General features: G+C 75.6%; 16 protein-coding genes. 5 read left to right on the top strand and 11 right to left on the bottom strand.

The features are described 5' to 3' along the window. Positions 1-21 precede the first annotated feature (21 nt). From ABD160_RS31105 to ABD160_RS31090, 4 genes are all read right to left on the bottom strand, one after another. Positions 22-1,128 (bottom strand): SIS domain-containing protein, encoded by a 1,107-nt coding sequence (locus tag ABD160_RS31105; RefSeq protein WP_344029560.1) that lies wholly within the window; start codon positions 1,126-1,128, stop codon positions 22-24. Beyond that, a complete protein-coding gene (locus ABD160_RS31100) occupies positions 1,125-1,337 on the bottom strand; it encodes a Trm112 family protein (protein WP_344029556.1) in 213 nt (70 codons plus the stop codon). Before ABD160_RS31100 ends, ABD160_RS31105 begins: the two co-directional genes overlap by 4 nt. Before the next feature lie 113 nt (positions 1,338-1,450). Further along, complete coding sequence (locus ABD160_RS31095) at positions 1,451-2,863, bottom strand: phosphomannomutase/phosphoglucomutase (RefSeq protein WP_344029553.1); 1,413 nt, start codon at positions 2,861-2,863, stop codon at positions 1,451-1,453. A gap of 25 nt (positions 2,864-2,888) precedes the next feature. After that, the gene (locus tag ABD160_RS31090) at positions 2,889-3,251 is read right to left on the bottom strand and encodes a DUF3499 domain-containing protein (protein WP_344029835.1); all 363 of its coding nucleotides are present in this window, start codon (positions 3,249-3,251) and stop codon (positions 2,889-2,891) included. Positions 3,252-3,386: 135 nt separating this feature from the next. Between ABD160_RS31090 and ABD160_RS31085 the strand changes: the two genes are divergently transcribed. Next, positions 3,387-3,860, top strand: a complete 474-nt coding sequence (locus ABD160_RS31085; protein ID WP_085914786.1) for a metallopeptidase family protein — start codon at positions 3,387-3,389, stop codon at positions 3,858-3,860. Positions 3,861-3,917: 57 nt separating this feature from the next. Here the strand turns inward: ABD160_RS31085 and ABD160_RS31080 are convergent, their stop codons facing one another. Next, entirely contained in the window at positions 3,918-4,253 is a 336-nt protein-coding gene (locus ABD160_RS31080; protein WP_232021734.1) for a WhiB family transcriptional regulator, read from the bottom strand. Between the two features lie 164 nt (positions 4,254-4,417). On the opposite strand from ABD160_RS31080, the gene ABD160_RS31075 reads away from it, so the two are divergent. Continuing rightward, on the top strand, positions 4,418-5,188 hold the full coding sequence (locus ABD160_RS31075) for a site-2 protease family protein (RefSeq protein WP_344029547.1): 771 nt from the start codon (positions 4,418-4,420) through the stop codon (positions 5,186-5,188). Here the strand turns inward: ABD160_RS31075 and ABD160_RS31070 are convergent. Genes ABD160_RS31070 through ABD160_RS31045 form a run of 6 tightly spaced genes read right to left on the bottom strand, consistent with a single transcriptional unit; the run spans position 5,157 to position 11,048 of the window. After that, positions 5,157-5,726: an NUDIX hydrolase gene (locus ABD160_RS31070; RefSeq protein WP_344029544.1), complete on the bottom strand. Its 570-nt coding sequence runs from the start codon at positions 5,724-5,726 to the stop codon at positions 5,157-5,159. The genes ABD160_RS31075 and ABD160_RS31070 overlap by 32 nt on opposite strands. Positions 5,727-5,728: 2 nt before the next feature. Beyond that, positions 5,729-7,081 (bottom strand): coenzyme F420-0:L-glutamate ligase, encoded by a 1,353-nt coding sequence (locus ABD160_RS31065; RefSeq protein WP_344029542.1) that lies wholly within the window; start codon positions 7,079-7,081, stop codon positions 5,729-5,731. After that, positions 7,071-8,078, bottom strand: coding sequence for a 2-phospho-L-lactate transferase (cofD, locus tag ABD160_RS31060; RefSeq protein ID WP_344029540.1), 1,008 nt, complete (start codon positions 8,076-8,078; stop codon positions 7,071-7,073). Before cofD ends, ABD160_RS31065 begins: the two co-directional genes overlap by 11 nt. 19 nt (positions 8,079-8,097) lie before the next feature. Continuing rightward, positions 8,098-9,015, bottom strand: a complete 918-nt coding sequence (locus ABD160_RS31055; protein WP_344029829.1) for a DNA-3-methyladenine glycosylase family protein — start codon at positions 9,013-9,015, stop codon at positions 8,098-8,100. A 25-nt stretch (positions 9,016-9,040) separates the two neighbouring features. Next, a complete protein-coding gene (gene manB / locus ABD160_RS31050; protein ID WP_344029538.1) occupies positions 9,041-10,111 on the bottom strand; it encodes a mannose-1-phosphate guanylyltransferase in 1,071 nt (356 codons plus the stop codon). A 58-nt stretch (positions 10,112-10,169) separates the two neighbouring features. Then, a complete protein-coding gene (locus tag ABD160_RS31045) occupies positions 10,170-11,048 on the bottom strand; it encodes a glycosyltransferase family 2 protein (RefSeq protein ID WP_344029534.1) in 879 nt (292 codons plus the stop codon). A gap of 290 nt (positions 11,049-11,338) precedes the next feature. Here ABD160_RS31045 and ABD160_RS31040 point away from each other — a divergent pair, with 290 nt between their 5' ends. The 3 genes from ABD160_RS31040 (at position 11,339) to ilvA (ending at position 14,963) form a co-directional block, all read left to right on the top strand. After that, complete coding sequence (locus tag ABD160_RS31040) at positions 11,339-12,874, top strand: LCP family protein (protein ID WP_344029531.1); 1,536 nt, start codon at positions 11,339-11,341, stop codon at positions 12,872-12,874. Positions 12,875-12,903: 29 nt separating this feature from the next. Continuing rightward, a complete protein-coding gene (locus ABD160_RS31035) occupies positions 12,904-13,641 on the top strand; it encodes a TIGR03089 family protein (RefSeq protein ID WP_344029528.1) in 738 nt (245 codons plus the stop codon). Positions 13,642-13,727: 86 nt separating this feature from the next. Further along, positions 13,728-14,963, top strand: a complete 1,236-nt coding sequence (gene ilvA / locus ABD160_RS31030) for a threonine ammonia-lyase IlvA (RefSeq protein WP_344029826.1) — start codon at positions 13,728-13,730, stop codon at positions 14,961-14,963. The last annotated feature ends 18 nt before the right edge of the window (positions 14,964-14,981 follow it).

Below are 14,981 nucleotides of genomic sequence, written 5' to 3'. Positions count from 1 at the left end.
TGTCAGCTGTTCGCGGGTGTGTCAGGTGCCGAGCGCGGCCCGGCCGGCCAGGCCCAGGTAGACCGCGGCGATGTCGACGCGCAGCGCCAGCACGGCGGCCCGCAGCAGGACCGCGTCGCGGGTGCCCCGCGGCACCTCCTCGACCGGGTGCGCGACGTCGGCGTTCGGCCATTCCCGGCCGAGCGTGCGGCGGCTGACCGCCTGCGGGTCCTCCTCGCCGGTGCCCAGCAGCACCAGCCGGGGGGCGGGGGCCGCGTCCCGGTCCGGATCGGCGTCGTCGAACGGGTCGTGGAACACCCCGGCCGAACGCTCGGCGAGGTCCACCGCCACCCGCAGCCCGGCGAGCGTGCCCGCCTGGCCGAGATCGGCGGCGTGCGCGACGACGCCGGCGTGCGCCGCCAGCGCGGTCGCCCCCTGCCGGGCGACGGCCGCGGCGGCCGGATCGACCCCCCACAGCAGCGGGGTCCGCTCGGCCAGCCGCAGCGCCAGCGACTTCGCCGGGTTCACGAACGGCTCGTGCCCCGGCTGGTTCCGCTCGGCCTCGGCGTCCAGCGCGTCGGCCAGCGCCTCCAGCCCGGCGGCCGGGGCGGGCGTGATCAGCTCCAGCTCGGTGACCGTCACCAGGACGACGGCGAGCGCCTGGGCGAAGCCGAGCCCCTCGGGCAGCGGGATCCGCGGCTCGACCAGCCGGGCCCGCCCGGCACCCGCCTGGGCGACCGGCCCGGCGTCCGGCGCCGACAGGATCACCTCGGCGCCGCGGCGGACCGCGATCGCGATCGACTCGGCCAGCTCGGCATCGGCCGGATCGGAGGTGTGCGCGACGACGACGTCCAGCGGCCCGACCCAGCCCGGCACCACCGCGGCGTGCACCACCGGGACCGGGCAGCGGTCACCGAGCAGCGCGGTCACGAGGTCGGCGACCGCCCCGGACACGCCGGGCCTGCGCAGCAGCACCAGCGCCCGCGGCCGGTGCCCGCGCAGCCGGGCCAGACCGGCCTCGTCGCAGGCGTGCACCGCGGACCGGACCTGCGCCCCCGCCGTCGCGGCGGCCCGCAGCACGCCGGTCGTGTCCCGGGCCATCAGCTCGCCCGGGTCGGCCAGCAGGGTGTCGTCGAGCACGCCGTTCACCCGTCGTCCCTCGCCGGACCGGTCCCCGGGAGGGCCTCGTCCAGCAGCAGCACCGGGATCTGGTCGGTGACCGGGAACGAGCGGCCGCAGGACACACAGGTCAGCGCGTCCGCGCCCGGCTCGCCCGCGGTGCCGGGACGCAGTGGGGCGTGCGCGTCACACGGGCAGGCCAGGATCTCGAGCAGCTGGGGGTCGAGCTGTACGGCCACGGTTCTCCTCGTCGTCATGTCTGGAGTCGATGCTGCCACCACGGGTCGGCACCGCGCGGGGGCCGACCGGGTACCGGCGCCCGCTGCGGCGGTCACCCGGGGTGCGCGGCACCTCAGGCGCGGACGACCGCCAGCACCTCGTCGACCAGGCTGCGGACCGCCGCGTCGTCCGGCGCCTCCACGTTCAGCCGCAGCAGCGGCTCGGTGTTCGAGGCCCGCAGGTTGAACCACGAGCCGTCCGGCAGCGTCACGGTCAGGCCGTCCAGCCGGTCGAGCGCCACCCCCGGCCGCGGACCGTAGACCGCCTCGATCTCGGCCACCTTCGCCGCCTGGTCGGCGACCGTCGAGTTGATCTCGCCGGAGGCGGCGTAGCGCTCGTAGGCGGTCATCAGGCCGGACAGCGTGCCGCCCGGCTGCGCGCGCCGGTGCTCGCCGAGCGCGGCCAGCAGGTGCAGCGCGGCGAGCATCCCGGAGTCGGCCTTCCAGAAGTCCCGGAAGTAGTAGTGCGCCGAGTGCTCGCCGCCGAACACCGCGCCGGTCTCGGCCATCGTCTGCTTGATGAACGAGTGGCCGACCCGGGTCCGGACCGGCCGGCCGCCGTGCTCGGCGACCAGCTCGGGGACGGCCCGCGAGGTGATCAGGTTGTGGATGACGGCGGCGGACGGCTCGCCGGCGTCCCGCGCCCGGCCCAGCTCGCGGACCGCGACCAGGCCGGTGATGGCGCTCGGGCTGATCGCGTCGCCGCGCTCGTCGACGGCGAAGCAGCGGTCGGCGTCGCCGTCGAAGGCCAGGCCCAGGTCGGCGCCCTCGGCGACGACGAGCTTCTGCAGGTCGACCAGGTTCGCCGGCTCCAGCGGGTTCGCCTCGTGGTTCGGGAAGGTGCCGTCGAGCTCGAAGTACAGCGGCACCACCCGCACGTTCAGCCCGTCGAACACGGTCGGGACGGTGTGCCCGCCCATCCCGTTGCCCGCGTCGACGACCACGGTCAGCTCCGGGCCCGCGTCCAGCGAGGACAGGTCGACCAGCGAGCGCAGGTACGCCGCGTAGCCGGCGAGCATGTCCCCGGTGCGGACGGTGCCGGTGGCCGCGACCGGCACGATCCCGTCGGCGAGCAGCCGGCCGGCGTCGTCCCGGATGGTGGTGAGCCCGCTGTCCTGCCCGATCGGCACCGCACCCGCCCGGCAGAGCTTGATGCCGTTGTAGCGGGCCGGATTGTGGCTGGCGGTGAACATGGCGCCCGGCAGGTCCAGCGAGCCGGAGGCGAAGTACAGCATGTCGGTGCTGGCCAGCCCGATGTCGACGACGTCGAGACCCTGACCGGTCACCCCGTCGGCGAACGCGGCCGCCAGCGCGGGTGAGCTGTCCCGCATGTCCCGGCCGACGACCACCGCGGAGGGGGCCGGCCGGTCCGCAGCGACCAGCCGAGCGGTCGCCGCGCCGAGGGCGCGCGCGGCCGGTTCGTCGAGCTGCTCGCCGACGACACCGCGGATGTCGTAGGCCTTCACGATCGCCGAGAGGTCGGGCACGACGACTGACCCTATCTCAGGCCGTTCACCCGTCCGCGCTGTCCTCGTCGGGGGTCGGCAGCACCCGCAGGTGCCCCCGCCTGCCGGTCCCGCCGGGCCGGGCCACCACCTCGACCGGCCGGTCCACCCGGCCCGCCTCGCGGACGGCGTCGGCGAGCGCGGTGAGGTCCTCGCCGGTGTGCTGGGGCGGGGCGAACTCGCCCTCGAACCGGACGACCTCCCAGCCGCGCGGCGCGGTCAGGTTGTGCGCGTGCCCGGTGCACAGGTCGTAGGAGTGCGGTTCGGCCTGGGTCGCCAGCGGCCCGACGACGGCGGTGGAGTCGGCGTAGACGTAGGTGAGCGTGGCGACGGCGAGCTCGGTGCAGCCCGTCCGTGAACATCTCCGCACACTCAACACACGGGGGACGATAGCCCGTACGCCCGCGTCCGCCGCACTGCGACGCGCACCCGGCTCGGTGTACGGCGCTCCACCGACGGGCCGTCACCGCTCCGCGACCGCCGCGGCGGGGCCTAGACTGCACCGGTGTCCACCGCCCACCGCCTGCTCCGCCGCACCCCACGCCGCCGGGACCGTCGCGGCCGGGGACTGCGCGGACTGATGTATCCGGTGTCGACGCCCGCCTTCCGCACCCGGGCCGAACGGTTCGACGCGAAGGTGCTGGAGGCCCTGGAGCCGATCGAGGCCCGCTGGGGGCCGGAGCTGGCCGATCTCGACCTGGCCGTCGACGACGTGCCGAGCGTGGACCGGACCTCACCCGACGAGGTGGTCTGGGGCACCGGGGTGCTCGCCGACGTCGGCGTCCCGCTGGCACACCTGGTGCCGGCCGGGGTGGACCCGGCCGGGATCCCGACCCGGGCCCGGATCGTGCTCTACCGCCGCCCGCTGGAGGCCCGCGCGCGCAACGGCGAGGACCTGGCCGACCTGGTGCACGAGGTGCTGGTCGAGCAGGTCGCGGAGTACCTCAACATCGAGCCGGACGCGGTCGACGGCAACTGACCGGGCCCCCGGTGCACGACGGCCCGGGCACCTCGCGGTGACCCGGGCCAGTACGGCTCAGACGGCTGCTCGGCGCAGCCGCCGTCGTTCCCGCTCGGACAGGCCGCCCCAGATCCCGAAGCGCTCGTCCTGCGCCAGCGCGTACTCCAGGCACTCGGCCCGGACCTCGCAGCCGGAGCAGATCCGCTTCGCCTCCCGGGTGGATCCGCCCTTCTCCGGGAAGAACGCCTCCGGATCGGTCTGGGCGCAGAGCGCACGCTCCTGCCAGTCGGGCACCTCGTCCCCGGGTACCTCGTCCAGCAGCCCCTTCAGGTCCAGAACCTGCGCGACCCGGTCGTGATCCTCCACGACCGGCTGCTCGGCCCCCGGCCCGGCTTCCGCCGGCCGCAGCATCCGCATGAACCCCTCGACGTCGTCCACTCGCCCACCTCCCCGCAACGCACCGGCGAATGACACCGCTGTAAGTACAGCGCCGACATTCGCTCTGTGCAAGCCGGCTCTGCCGAACGAGTGAAGCCCCACGCGCGTCCGTTTGATCGGTTCGGGAGGATGGGTACGTGCCTTCCCTGACCCGCCGTATCAGCCCGTGGTTCCTCCTTCTCGTCGGCATCACCCTGTTCGGGGTGGCGCTGGCGGCCGCCGCGGTCCCGGCCGGGTCCGAGGCGCTCGCGATCACCGGCGTCTTCGTGATCGTGCTGGCCGGCTGGGTCGTGTCGCTGTGCCTGCACGAGTTCGGGCACGCCATCACCGCCTACAAGGGCGGCGACACCTCGGTCGCGATGAAGGGCTATCTCACCCTCGACATCCGCCGCTACACCGATCCCGGGCTGTCCCTGGTGCTGCCGCTGATCATCCTGCTGATCGGCGGCCTGCCGCTGCCCGGCGGCGCGGTCTGGATCAACCAGTGGGCGCTGCGCTCGCGGGCCTGGCGGACCGGGGTCTCGCTGGCCGGGCCGGCCGCGAACCTGGTCGTCGGCTTCCTGCTGATCGTCGTCGTCGCACTGTTCCCGGGGATGCCGCGCCCGGTCGCCGCCGGGCTCTCCGCGCTGGCGCTGTTCCAGGTCGTCGCGTTCGTGCTGAACATGCTGCCGGTCCCCGGCCTGGACGGGTGGGGCGCGCTCGAGCCCTACCTGTCGGCCCCCGCGCAGCGGTTCGGCGAGAAGGTGCGGCCGTGGGCGCCGCTGGCGCTGCTCGGGGTGCTGCTGTTCGTGCCGGGGGTGAGCGCGCTGTTCTTCACCGGCACCCAGATCCTCTACGCGCTGGCCGGTGGCGACGCCCAGCTCGCCGGGCAGGGGTTCAGCGCGCTGTTCTTCTGGCGGAACCTGTGACCGCCGCTCCCCCGGCGGCGGCGACCATCGCCGGCACCGTGTCGCTGTCCGGGGGCAGCGCGTCCACCGGCCACCAGCGCAGATCCAGCGACTCGTCGCTGATCCGCGGCCGGGCCCCGGCCGGGGCGCGCACCAGGTAGCGCACGTCCAGATGCCGGGTGGGCACACCACCCGAACAGGTGACCGGATGGACGTCGATGTGCAGCGGCTGCTCGCCGATCGCCAGCCCGTCCATCCCGGACTCCTCGGTCGCCTCGCGCAGCGCCGCCGCGCGCAGCGAGTCGTCCCCCGGCTCGCAGTGCCCGCCGAGCTGGATCCAGCGCCCCACCCGCGGGTGCAGGGTCAGCAGCGTGTGCTCGCCCGTCGCGTCCAGCAGCAGGGCGGACGCCGTCAGGTGCCCGGGGGCACAGGACCGGTCGCAGGCGTCGTCCGGGCGGGCGTCCAGGAACGCCAGCAGCGCGTACCGCAGCGCCCGCTGCGCCTCGTCCGGCGGCTCCCAGCCGGTCAGCTCACGGGCCGCCGTCGCCGCTGTCACCATCGCTACATCTCCAGCAGGTGCTCGGCGGTGTCCCGCGGGGCGCGCGGGCCGAGCGGCTGCGCCGGGACCCCGATCGCGACCGCGCCGAGCGCCGCCCAGTCCGCGGGCAGCCCCAGCGCCGAGCGGGCCACCTCGGGCGCGAAGATCGTCGACCCGACCCAGCAGGACGCCAGCCCCTCGGCCGCCAGCGCCACCAGCAGCGCCTGCACCGCGGCGCCGCCGGCGACGGTGAACATGTCCCGCTCGGCGGCGGCGCGGGCCGGGTCCGGGTAGTCGTGCATGCCCTCGCCGCTGCGGAAGGCGAGCACCAGCTCGGGTGCCCGGCGCAGCAGGTCGCCGCGGGCCAGCCGGCGCTCGATCTCGTCGGCCGGGCGCCCGTCGGCGGCCAGATCGGCCCGCCAGCGGTCGCGCATCGCGTCCAGCACCGCGGACCGGCGCCCGGGGTCGCGCAGCCACACGAACCGGAACGGGGTGCTGTGGTGCGGGGCGGGCGCGGTCAGCGCGACGCCGACGGCGCGGCGCAGCGCGGCGGCGTCCACCGGCTCGTCGGCGAACTCGCGGGTGCTGCGGCGCAGCAGGACCGCCTCGCGGCGGCCGAGGGCGAGCGCCTCCTCGGTGCCCAGCGAGAACAGGTCGTCCTCGAGCGGGCGGATGAGATCGCGGGCGACCGAGCCGTCGTCGGTCACCGTCATGCCGCGCACGACGGCCACCGGCACCGCGCCGAGCTTGCCCTTGACCAGGTCGGCGGCCGCGGCGAGCTCGTCGGCCAGCGCGATCTCGGTGACCAGCAGGTCGTTGCCCTGGGCGTCGACGGCGCCGCCGTAGCGGTGCAGCACCGGGACGCCGGCCGAGCCGATCGCGACGTCGGTCTGCCCGATCCGCCAGGTCCGGCCCAGGGTGTCGGTGACGACGACGCCGACGTCCACGCCGAGCCGCTCGCGCAGCCCGGCGCGCAGCGCGGCGGCCGAGGCGTCCGGATCGGCGGGCAGCAGCGCCAGCTCGTCGCGGCGCACGTTCGACCCGTCGATCCCGGCCGCGGCCTGCACGATGCCGAGCTTCCCGGCGACGATCAGCGTCCTCCCGCGCCGGGCCAGCACCCGCTCGGTCTCCTGATCGACCAGCCTGCGGCGCAGCGCGTCGCGCTCCTCCTCGTCGGCCGGGGCCGGGACCAGCCTGCCCTCCACCTTGGAGAAGACCTTGCTGGTGACGACGACGACGTCGCCGTCGCGCAGCCAGCCCAGCGCGTCGGCGAGCACCGCGGTGAGGTCGTCGCCGGGACGGAACTCGGGCAGGCCGGGCACCGGGCGGATCTCCAGCCCGGCCGAGGCGTGATCGGGGAACGGCTCAGACGGCACGACCGGCCACCTCGAACGCGGCGCGGGCCATCTCCGCGGTCGCCTCGACGTCGGTCATCAGCAGCGGGACCTCGCGGACGGTCGCGCCGGGCACGGTCGCGGTGTCGCCGGTGTGCACCAGGTAGCCGTCGAGCAGGCCGCCCTCGCCGCGCCCGCCGTAGTGCCGCCCGACGCCCTCGGCGCTGGTCTCGACGCCGATCGCGGTCAGGCAGGCGTCGGCCATCCCGCGCACCGGGCGGCCGCCGACGATCGGCGACAGCCCGACGATCGGCGCCGGGGTCGTCGCGAGCGCCTGCGGGACACCCGGGACCGACACGATCGTCCCGATGCTCACCACCGGGTTCGACGGCGCCACCAGCACGACGTCCGCCCCGGCGATCGCGGCCCGCGCGTCCGGCTGGATCGCGGCCTGGTCGGCGCCCACCGAGGCGAACCGGTACGCCTTCGGCGCGGCCCGGTGCCGGATCCACCACTCCTGGAAGTGCACGGCGACCTGCGGCGGTGCGTCGTCGGTGTCGCCCGGCTCCGGGTTGTCGATGACGACGTGGGTCTCGACCCGGTCGTCGGAGGCCGGGATCAGCCGCACGCCGGGCTGCCAGCGGTGGCAGAGCGCCTCGGTGACCTGGGACAGCGGGTAGCCGGCGCGCAGCATCCGGGTGCGGACCAGGTGGGTGGCGACGTCCCGGTCGCCCAGCCCGAACCAGGTCGGGTCGGCCCCGTACGCGGCGAGCTCCTCGGCGACCGACCAGGTCTCCTCCGAACGGCCCCAGCCCTTGCCGGTGTCGATGCCGCCGCCGAGGGTGTACATGCAGGTGTCCAGGTCCGGACAGACCCGCAGGCCGTGCAGCCAGATGTCGTCGCCGACGTTGACGACCGCGTCGATCTCGTGCGGGTGGCCCTCGGGCGCGGGCCCGGTCGCGGGCAGGCCGAGCGCCGCCTTCACGCCTTGCAGGAAGCGGGCCCCGCCGACCCCTCCGACCAGAACGGTGACCTTCACGGGAACGACCCTACGGCGGTCACAGGGTGCGGTAGTCGCGCGGGGAGAACCTGGGGCCGAACCGCGGCCGCCGGAACCCCGACGACTCGATGTAGCGGACCGCCCGCTGGCGCTGCCCGGCGTAGGGCGCCAGGACCTCCAGCAGGCCCGCGTCGTCGAGGTCGTGGCCGAGCAGCGCGTGGCCGACCGTGTTCGGGATGTGGAAGTCGCCGAAGCTCACCGCGTCCGGATCGCCCCACACCCGCTGGGCGATCTCCGCGGCTGTCCAGACACCGATCCCGCGGACCCGGCGCAGCAGCACCCGGCCGGGCTCCCCGCCCAGCCCGGCGGCCGCCTCCAGCCGGTGCGCGACGACCGCGGCGTGCAGGATCGCCGAGCGCCGCGCGTGATCGACCCCGGCGCGGTGCCACTCCCAGTCCGGGATCGCCCGGACCTGCTCCGGGGTCGGCGGCACCCGCATCCCGTCCGGCACCACCCCGGCCGGGCCCGGTGCCGGGTCGCCGAACCGCCGGGCCAGCTCGCGGAACGACCGCCGGGCCTCGGTGCCGGTCACCTTCTGCTCCAGCACCGCGGGCAGCAGCGCGTCCCACACCCGGCCGGACGAGCCCAGGCGCAGGCCGGGCATCCGCCGGACCGCGTCGGCGACCAGCGGATGGTGCGCGACGAACACCGACGGGTCGTCGTCGCCGCCGAGCAGCGACGGCAGCCGGTCGATCTCCCAGTCCGCGCCGGGCCCCCAGGCGGTGGCCCGCACCGGCCCGCCGGCCCGGCGCCGGTAGGCCACCGTGGCCGGGCCGTCCGGCGTGGTGCTCACCCGCCAGACGACGGCGCCGTCGCTCGCCGTCCGCCACGTCGGGTCACCGCGGCCGCGGCGCAGCGGGGACAGCACCCCGTACAGGTCGAGCGGGTACGGCGGGTGCCACTCGCGGTCTCGCATCGTCACCCCGGGGCTCGGCCGGGGCTCACACGTCGGGGGAGAACCGGATCCCGTGCGGCGGGAGCGTCACGTCCGGCCAGATCCGCAGGTTGTGCCGCAGCTCGCAGTGCGCGCCGATCACCGCCCGGTCGCCCACCACGGTGTCCCGCACGCTGGCGCCCTCCTCGACGACGGCGCCGGCGCCGATCACCGAGTTCTCCACGACCGCCCCGGCGGCGACCACGGCGCCGTCGAACAGCATCGAGCCCTCGATCTTCGCGCCGGACCCGATCCGGGCGCCGCGGCCGATCGTCGATCCGCCGAACACCAGCGCGTCGGACGCCACCTCGGCGCCGTCGAGGATCATCGCCTCGCCGGTCGGGCCGGGCAGCGCCGCCGACGGCGCCACGCCGCGGACCAGGTCCGCCGAGCCGTGCACCAGATCGCCGGGGGTGCCCATGTCCCGCCAGTAGGCGACGTCGACGTGCCCCTGCACGTGCGCGCCGGAGGCCAGCAGGTCCGGGAACGTCTCGCGCTCCACCGACACCGGGCGCCCCTCGGGGATGGTGTCGATGACCTCGCGCCGGAACACGTAGCAACCGGCGTTGATCTGGTCGGTGGGCGGGTCCTCGGTCTTCTCCAGGAACTTCAGGACCCGGCCGCTCGGGTCGGTCGGCACGCAGCCGAACGCCCGCGGGTTCTGCACCCGGACCAGGTGCAGCGTGACGTCGGCGCCCGAGGAGCGGTGCGTGTCCGCCACCGCCCGCAGGTCGGTGCCGGCCAGCACGTCCCCGTTGAAGATCATGACGTGCTCGGCGGAGAGCTTCTGCGCGACATTGCGGATCCCGCCGCCGGTGCCCAGCGGCTCGGTCTCGGTCACGTAGGTCAGGTCGAGCCCCAGCGCGGTGCCGTCCCCGAAGTGTTCCTCGAAGGTCTCGGCCAGGTAGCTCGTGCCCAGCACCGCCCGCCGGATGCCCGCCTCGCGGATCCGGGACAGCAGGTGCGCCAGGAACGGCACCCCCGCGGTGGGCAGCATCGGCTTGGGCGCCGACAGGGTCAGTGGCCGTAGCCGGGTGCCCTTGCCCCCGACCAGAACGACCGCCTCGACGTCCTGCAACGCGGTTCCCCCTCAGGTGTTCTCTCGTCAGCTCTCGGTCGGCTCCGGTGAGCCGGTCTCAGCCCGCGCGGGCCGCGAGTCGCGAGCGGACGGCGAGCCCGGCCCGGACGGCGGCCCGCAGCGGTGCCCGGGCCGGGCCCGGGTGCCGGTCCGCCAGGAACCGGTAGGCGCTGCGGTGGTGCTCGGCGAGCATCCGCGCCGACACCTCCGGCTTGCCGGTGGAGACGCCGCCGACGTGCGTCACCTCGGCCGAGGGTACGTAGACGTTCTGCCAGCCGGCGAGCGTGAGCCGGCGGCCGAGGTCCACGTCCTCGAAGTACATGAAGTAGCGCGGGTCGAAGCCGTCGACCGAGTCGAACGCGGTCCGCCGCAGCAGCAGGCAGGACCCGGACAGCCAGCCGGCCGGCCGCTCGGTGAGGTCCTCGCGGGACCGCCGGTAGGCCGTGGTCCACGGGTTCCCCGGCCACACCGGCCCGAGCGCGGCGTGCCCGGCACCGGCGAGCAGCGACGGGACCTCGCGCGCCGACGGGTAGACCTCGCCGGAGGGCTCGCGGATCAGCGGGCCGAGCGCGCCGGCGCGCGGATGCCGCGCACCGGCGTCGAGCAGCGCGTCCAGCGAGCCGGGGGCCCACTCCAGGTCCGGGTTGGCGACGACCACCCAGCCGTAGGAGTCGTCCAGCCCGGCGACCCCGCGGTTGGCCGCGGCCCCGTAGCCGACGTTCTCGCCGATCGGCAGGAACCGCACCCCGTCCCGCTCCCGGGCGGCCCGCTCCGGGGCGCCGTCGACCGAGCCGTTGTCGGCCAGGACCACCGGCACGCCGGACCGGCCGGTCGCCCCGGCCAGCGAGTCCAGGAAGGCGTCCAGGGTGCGTCCCGGGGAGTAGGTCACGGTGACGACGGCGACCCGGTCGCCGTAGGTCCGCACGGATGGCTGCACACCGGGCACGCTAGCGAGGCCGGGCCACCGCCGCCCGGGCGGCGTCACGATCGCGCCGCGAACGTCACACCCGGTGACGACCGCAGCACTGGGGATATCCCCTCCCGAACCGTCCCCGGCCGTCCGATCAGCGACGACGCGGTGCGCCGCAACGTCACCCTCAAGTCCGTGCCGGATCAAGCATCCGGGCGACCGGGCCGACACGCATGCCGGTACGGCCCCCGGGAAGGGCCCCGATGCTGCACCCTGAACCCGATCGGCAGCCCGGACCGACGTGAGGGGAGGCGGGCATGAGCGACCCCCGCCGGCCCCGTGTCCGTCCGTACCCGCCGTCGTCCGCCCGTCCGGCCGATCGCCGCCCGCCCGCCCGGCCGTCCACCGGCCGGCGCTGGTTGTACCGGTTCCAGGTGGGCGTCGCCGCGATGTCGGTGCTCACCCTGCTGCTGACCGGCGCGGTGTGGACGCTCTACCGGGACGTCACCGGCGGCATCACCACCACCAACGTGATCTTCGGCGGCTCGGCCGGCGGCGAGCGGAACATCCTGCTGGTCGGGGTCGACAGCCGCACCGACGCGCAGGGCGATCCGCTGCCCGCCGAGGTGCTGGCCGAGCTGCGCAGCGGCGCCGAGGACGGCGTGCTCAACTCGGACACGATCATCGTCGTGCACGTCCCGGCGGACGGCGGCGGGGCCACCGCGTTCTCGGTGCCGCGCGACTCCGAGGTGCGGATCCCGGGCCTCGGCCGCAACAAGATCAACGCGGCCTACCCGCAGACCAAGGCGCAGGCCGCGGCCCGCCTGGTCGAGGAGGGCATGGCCGACCCGAAGCAGGTCGACGAGGAGTCCTCCCAGGCCGGGCGGCAGGCCCTGATCGGCGCCGTGCAGGACCTGACCGGGCTCGGCATCGACCACTACGCCGAGGTCAACCTGCTCGGCTTCTACAACCTCACCCAGGCCATCGGCGGTGTCGAGGTCTGCCTCAAGGCCCCGGCCCGGGACGCGTTCTCCGGGATCGACCTGCCGGCCGGGCCGCAGACCATCTCCGGCGCCGACGCGCTGGCCTTCGTCCGGCAGCGGCACGGCCTGGCCGGCGGCGACCTGTCCCGGATCACCCGGCAGCAGGTGTTCCTGGCCGCGGTGGCGAACAAGGTGCTGTCCTCGGGCACGCTCGCCGACCCGACGAAGCTGGGCGCGCTGATCGACGTCGTGCACAGGTCCGTGGTCATCGACAGCGGCTGGGACATCCTCGGGTTCGCCGAGGAGGCCTCCCAGATCGCGGCCGGGCAGATGGACTTCCTGACCATCCCGACCGGCGGCCCGCGCAACACCGGCAGCGGCGACGTGCTGGTCGTCGACCCGCAGGACGTGCAGGAGTTCGTCGCCCGGCACACCGAGCCCGCGCCGGAACCCGAGCCGGAGGCCGAGCCCGCACCGGCACCCGCACCGGTCGTCGCCGACGTCGCGAACGGCTCCGGCACCACCGGTCTCGCCGCCCGGGTCGCCGGCGTGCTCGGGCAGAACGGGATCACCCCCGGCGAGATCGGCAACGCGCCGGAACGGACCACCTCGGTCGTCCGCTACAGCCAGGCCGACGGCGACGCCGGGGCGCGGCGGGTCGCCGGCGCGCTCGGCGGGATCGGGGTCGAGCAGTCCGACGCCGTCGGCCAGGGCCGGGTACAGGTGCTGATCGGCGCCGACTACTCCGGCGCGGGCACCTCGTCGTCCGCGGGCGCCGCGCAGACCGGCGGCTCCGGCTCCGGCCCCTCCCCCGCACCCGCGCCCGCCACCCCGCCGATCTCGGCCGGCGGGGTGCCCTGCATCGACTGACGACCGGCGCTGGGTAGCGTCGGCGGACGATGACCACCGTCTTCGGCTCCGGCCTGTACCTCACCGACGCCCTGCTCGGCCCGGCGCTCGGCACCGCCGCCGCGCGCCCGCTGTTCACCCACTACGACGACGCCACCGGCGAGCGGATGGAGCTGTCCGGCACCACCGCCGCGAACTGGACGGCGAAGGCGGCGAACCTGCTGCGCGACGAGTGCGACGTCGAACCCGGCAGCCGGGTGTCGGTGCTGCTCCCCGCGCACTGGCAGACGGCGGCCGCGCTGCTGGCGGTGTGGTCCTGCGGCGCCGAGCTGGTCGGCGACCCGGCCACGGCGGACCTGGTGCTGGCCGACGCCGCGCGGCTGGACACCGCGCTGGCGGCCGGTGCGGACGCGATCGTGGCGTTCTCGCTGGACGCGTTCGGGCGCGGCCTGACCGGACTGCCCACCGGGGTGCTGGACTTCGCGAGCGAGGTGCGCGTGCACGGCGACGACTTCGTGCCCTGGGACCCGGTGCCCGGCGACGCCGTCGCCTGGGACGGGGCAACCGGCGCCGAGGTGCTCGACGCCGCCCTCGCCCGGGCCGCCGCGCTGGAGCTGACCGAGGGCGCGCGGGTGCTGTCCACCCTCGCCTGGGACTCGCCGGATGGCCTGCGCGACGGGCTGCTCGCGGTGCTCGCGGCAGGCGCCTCGCTGGTCCAGGTGGTGAACGCCGACGGATCGCTGGAGCGGCGGGCGGAGACCGAGCGCGCCACCGTACGGCTGGGCTGACCACTCCCTGGTGCGGGCCGGCCGGTGCGGCCGTGAGACGCTGGTCGATCGTGAACCCCAGCACCTCCCCTGCCCCCGGCACCCGGGTGAGCGCCGCGGACGTCGACGACGCGGCGGCCCGGCTCCGCGCCGTGATCGGACCGACCCCGCTGCAGCTCAACCCGCGGCTGTCCGACGCGCTCGGCGGCGAGGTCTGGGTGAAGCGCGAGGACCTGCAGCCGGTCCGCTCGTACAAGATCCGCGGCGCGTACAACCTGATCGCCCAGCTGCCCGAGACCGACCGGGCGGCCGGCGTGGTCTGCGCGAGCGCGGGCAACCACGCCCAGGGCGTCGCGTTCGCCTGCCAGCGGCTCGGCGTGCGCGGGCGGGTGTACCTGCCGGGCACGACACCGCGCCAGAAGCGCGACCGGGTCGCCCGCCTCGGCCGGGACGCGGTCGAGATCCGGGTGGTCGGCAACACCTACGACGACGCCGCGGCGGCCGCCCGTGCCGACGCCGAGTCCACCGGGGCGACCCAGGTCCCCGCGTTCGACGATCCGCGCACCGTCGCCGGGCAGGGCACCATCGTCCGGGAGATCCTGTCCCAGCTGGCGGACCCGCCGGACGTGCTCGTGGTGCCGGTCGGCGGCGGCGGGCTGCTCGCCGGGGCCGTCACCTACCTGCGGGAACACTCGCCGTCGACCCGGATCGTCGGCGTCGAGCCGGCCGGCGCGGCCAGCATGGCGGCGGCGATGACCGCCGGCGAGCCGGTGGAGCTGGCCGCGCTGGACCCGTTCGTCGACGGCGCCGCGGTGCGCCGGGTCGGCGCGGCGACCTTCGACGTCGTGCGCGAGTCCGGCGTCGAGCTGGTCGCGGTGCCGGAGGGCCGGATCTGCGTGGAGATGCTGGCGCTCTACCAGTCCGACGGGATCATCGCCGAGCCGGCGGGCGCGCTGTCCCCGGCGGCGCTGGACCTGCTCGACATCCCGCGCGACGCGAGCACGGTGTGCCTGCTCTCCGGCGGCAACAACGACGTCAGCCGCTACGCCGACATCGTCGAGCGCGCGCTGGTGTTCGAGGGCCGCAAGCACTACTTCCTGGTCGAGTTCCCGCAGGAGCCGGGCGCGCTGCGCCGGTTCCTCGACGACGTGCTCGGCCCGGACGACGACATCACCCTGTTCGAGTACACCAAGCGCTCCAACCGGGAGACCGGGCCCGCGCTGGTCGGGGTCGAGCTGGGCTCGCCGGACGACCTGCCCGCGCTGCTCAAGCGGATGGACGAGGCCCCGCCGCACATCGAGCAGATCCCGCCGGACAGCCCGCTGTTCGGGTTCATCCTGTAAGTGCCCGCGGGCAACACC

It is taken from the genome of Pseudonocardia kongjuensis (assembly GCF_039526905.1).
Classification (GTDB): Bacteria; Actinomycetota; Actinomycetes; order Mycobacteriales; family Pseudonocardiaceae; genus Pseudonocardia; species Pseudonocardia kongjuensis.
The sequence above is the reverse complement of the archived record's forward strand: the minus strand, read 5'-3'. Positions and strand labels throughout refer to the sequence as shown.

Excerpts from the sequence above, each read along its gene's own strand:
- ABD160_RS31080 (WP_232021734.1), bottom strand. The coding sequence starts at position 4,253 with ATGCTGCGGCCGGCGGAAGCCGGGCCGGGGGCCGAGCAGCCGGTCGTG.
- ABD160_RS31070 (WP_344029544.1), bottom strand. The coding sequence starts at position 5,726 with ATGGTGACAGCGGCGACGGCGGCCCGTGAGCTGACCGGCTGGGAGCCG.
- ABD160_RS31055 (WP_344029829.1), bottom strand. The coding sequence starts at position 9,015 with ATGCGAGACCGCGAGTGGCACCCGCCGTACCCGCTCGACCTGTACGGG.
- ABD160_RS31040 (WP_344029531.1), top strand. The coding sequence starts at position 11,339 with ATGAGCGACCCCCGCCGGCCCCGTGTCCGTCCGTACCCGCCGTCGTCC.
- ABD160_RS31035 (WP_344029528.1), top strand. The coding sequence starts at position 12,904 with ATGACCACCGTCTTCGGCTCCGGCCTGTACCTCACCGACGCCCTGCTC.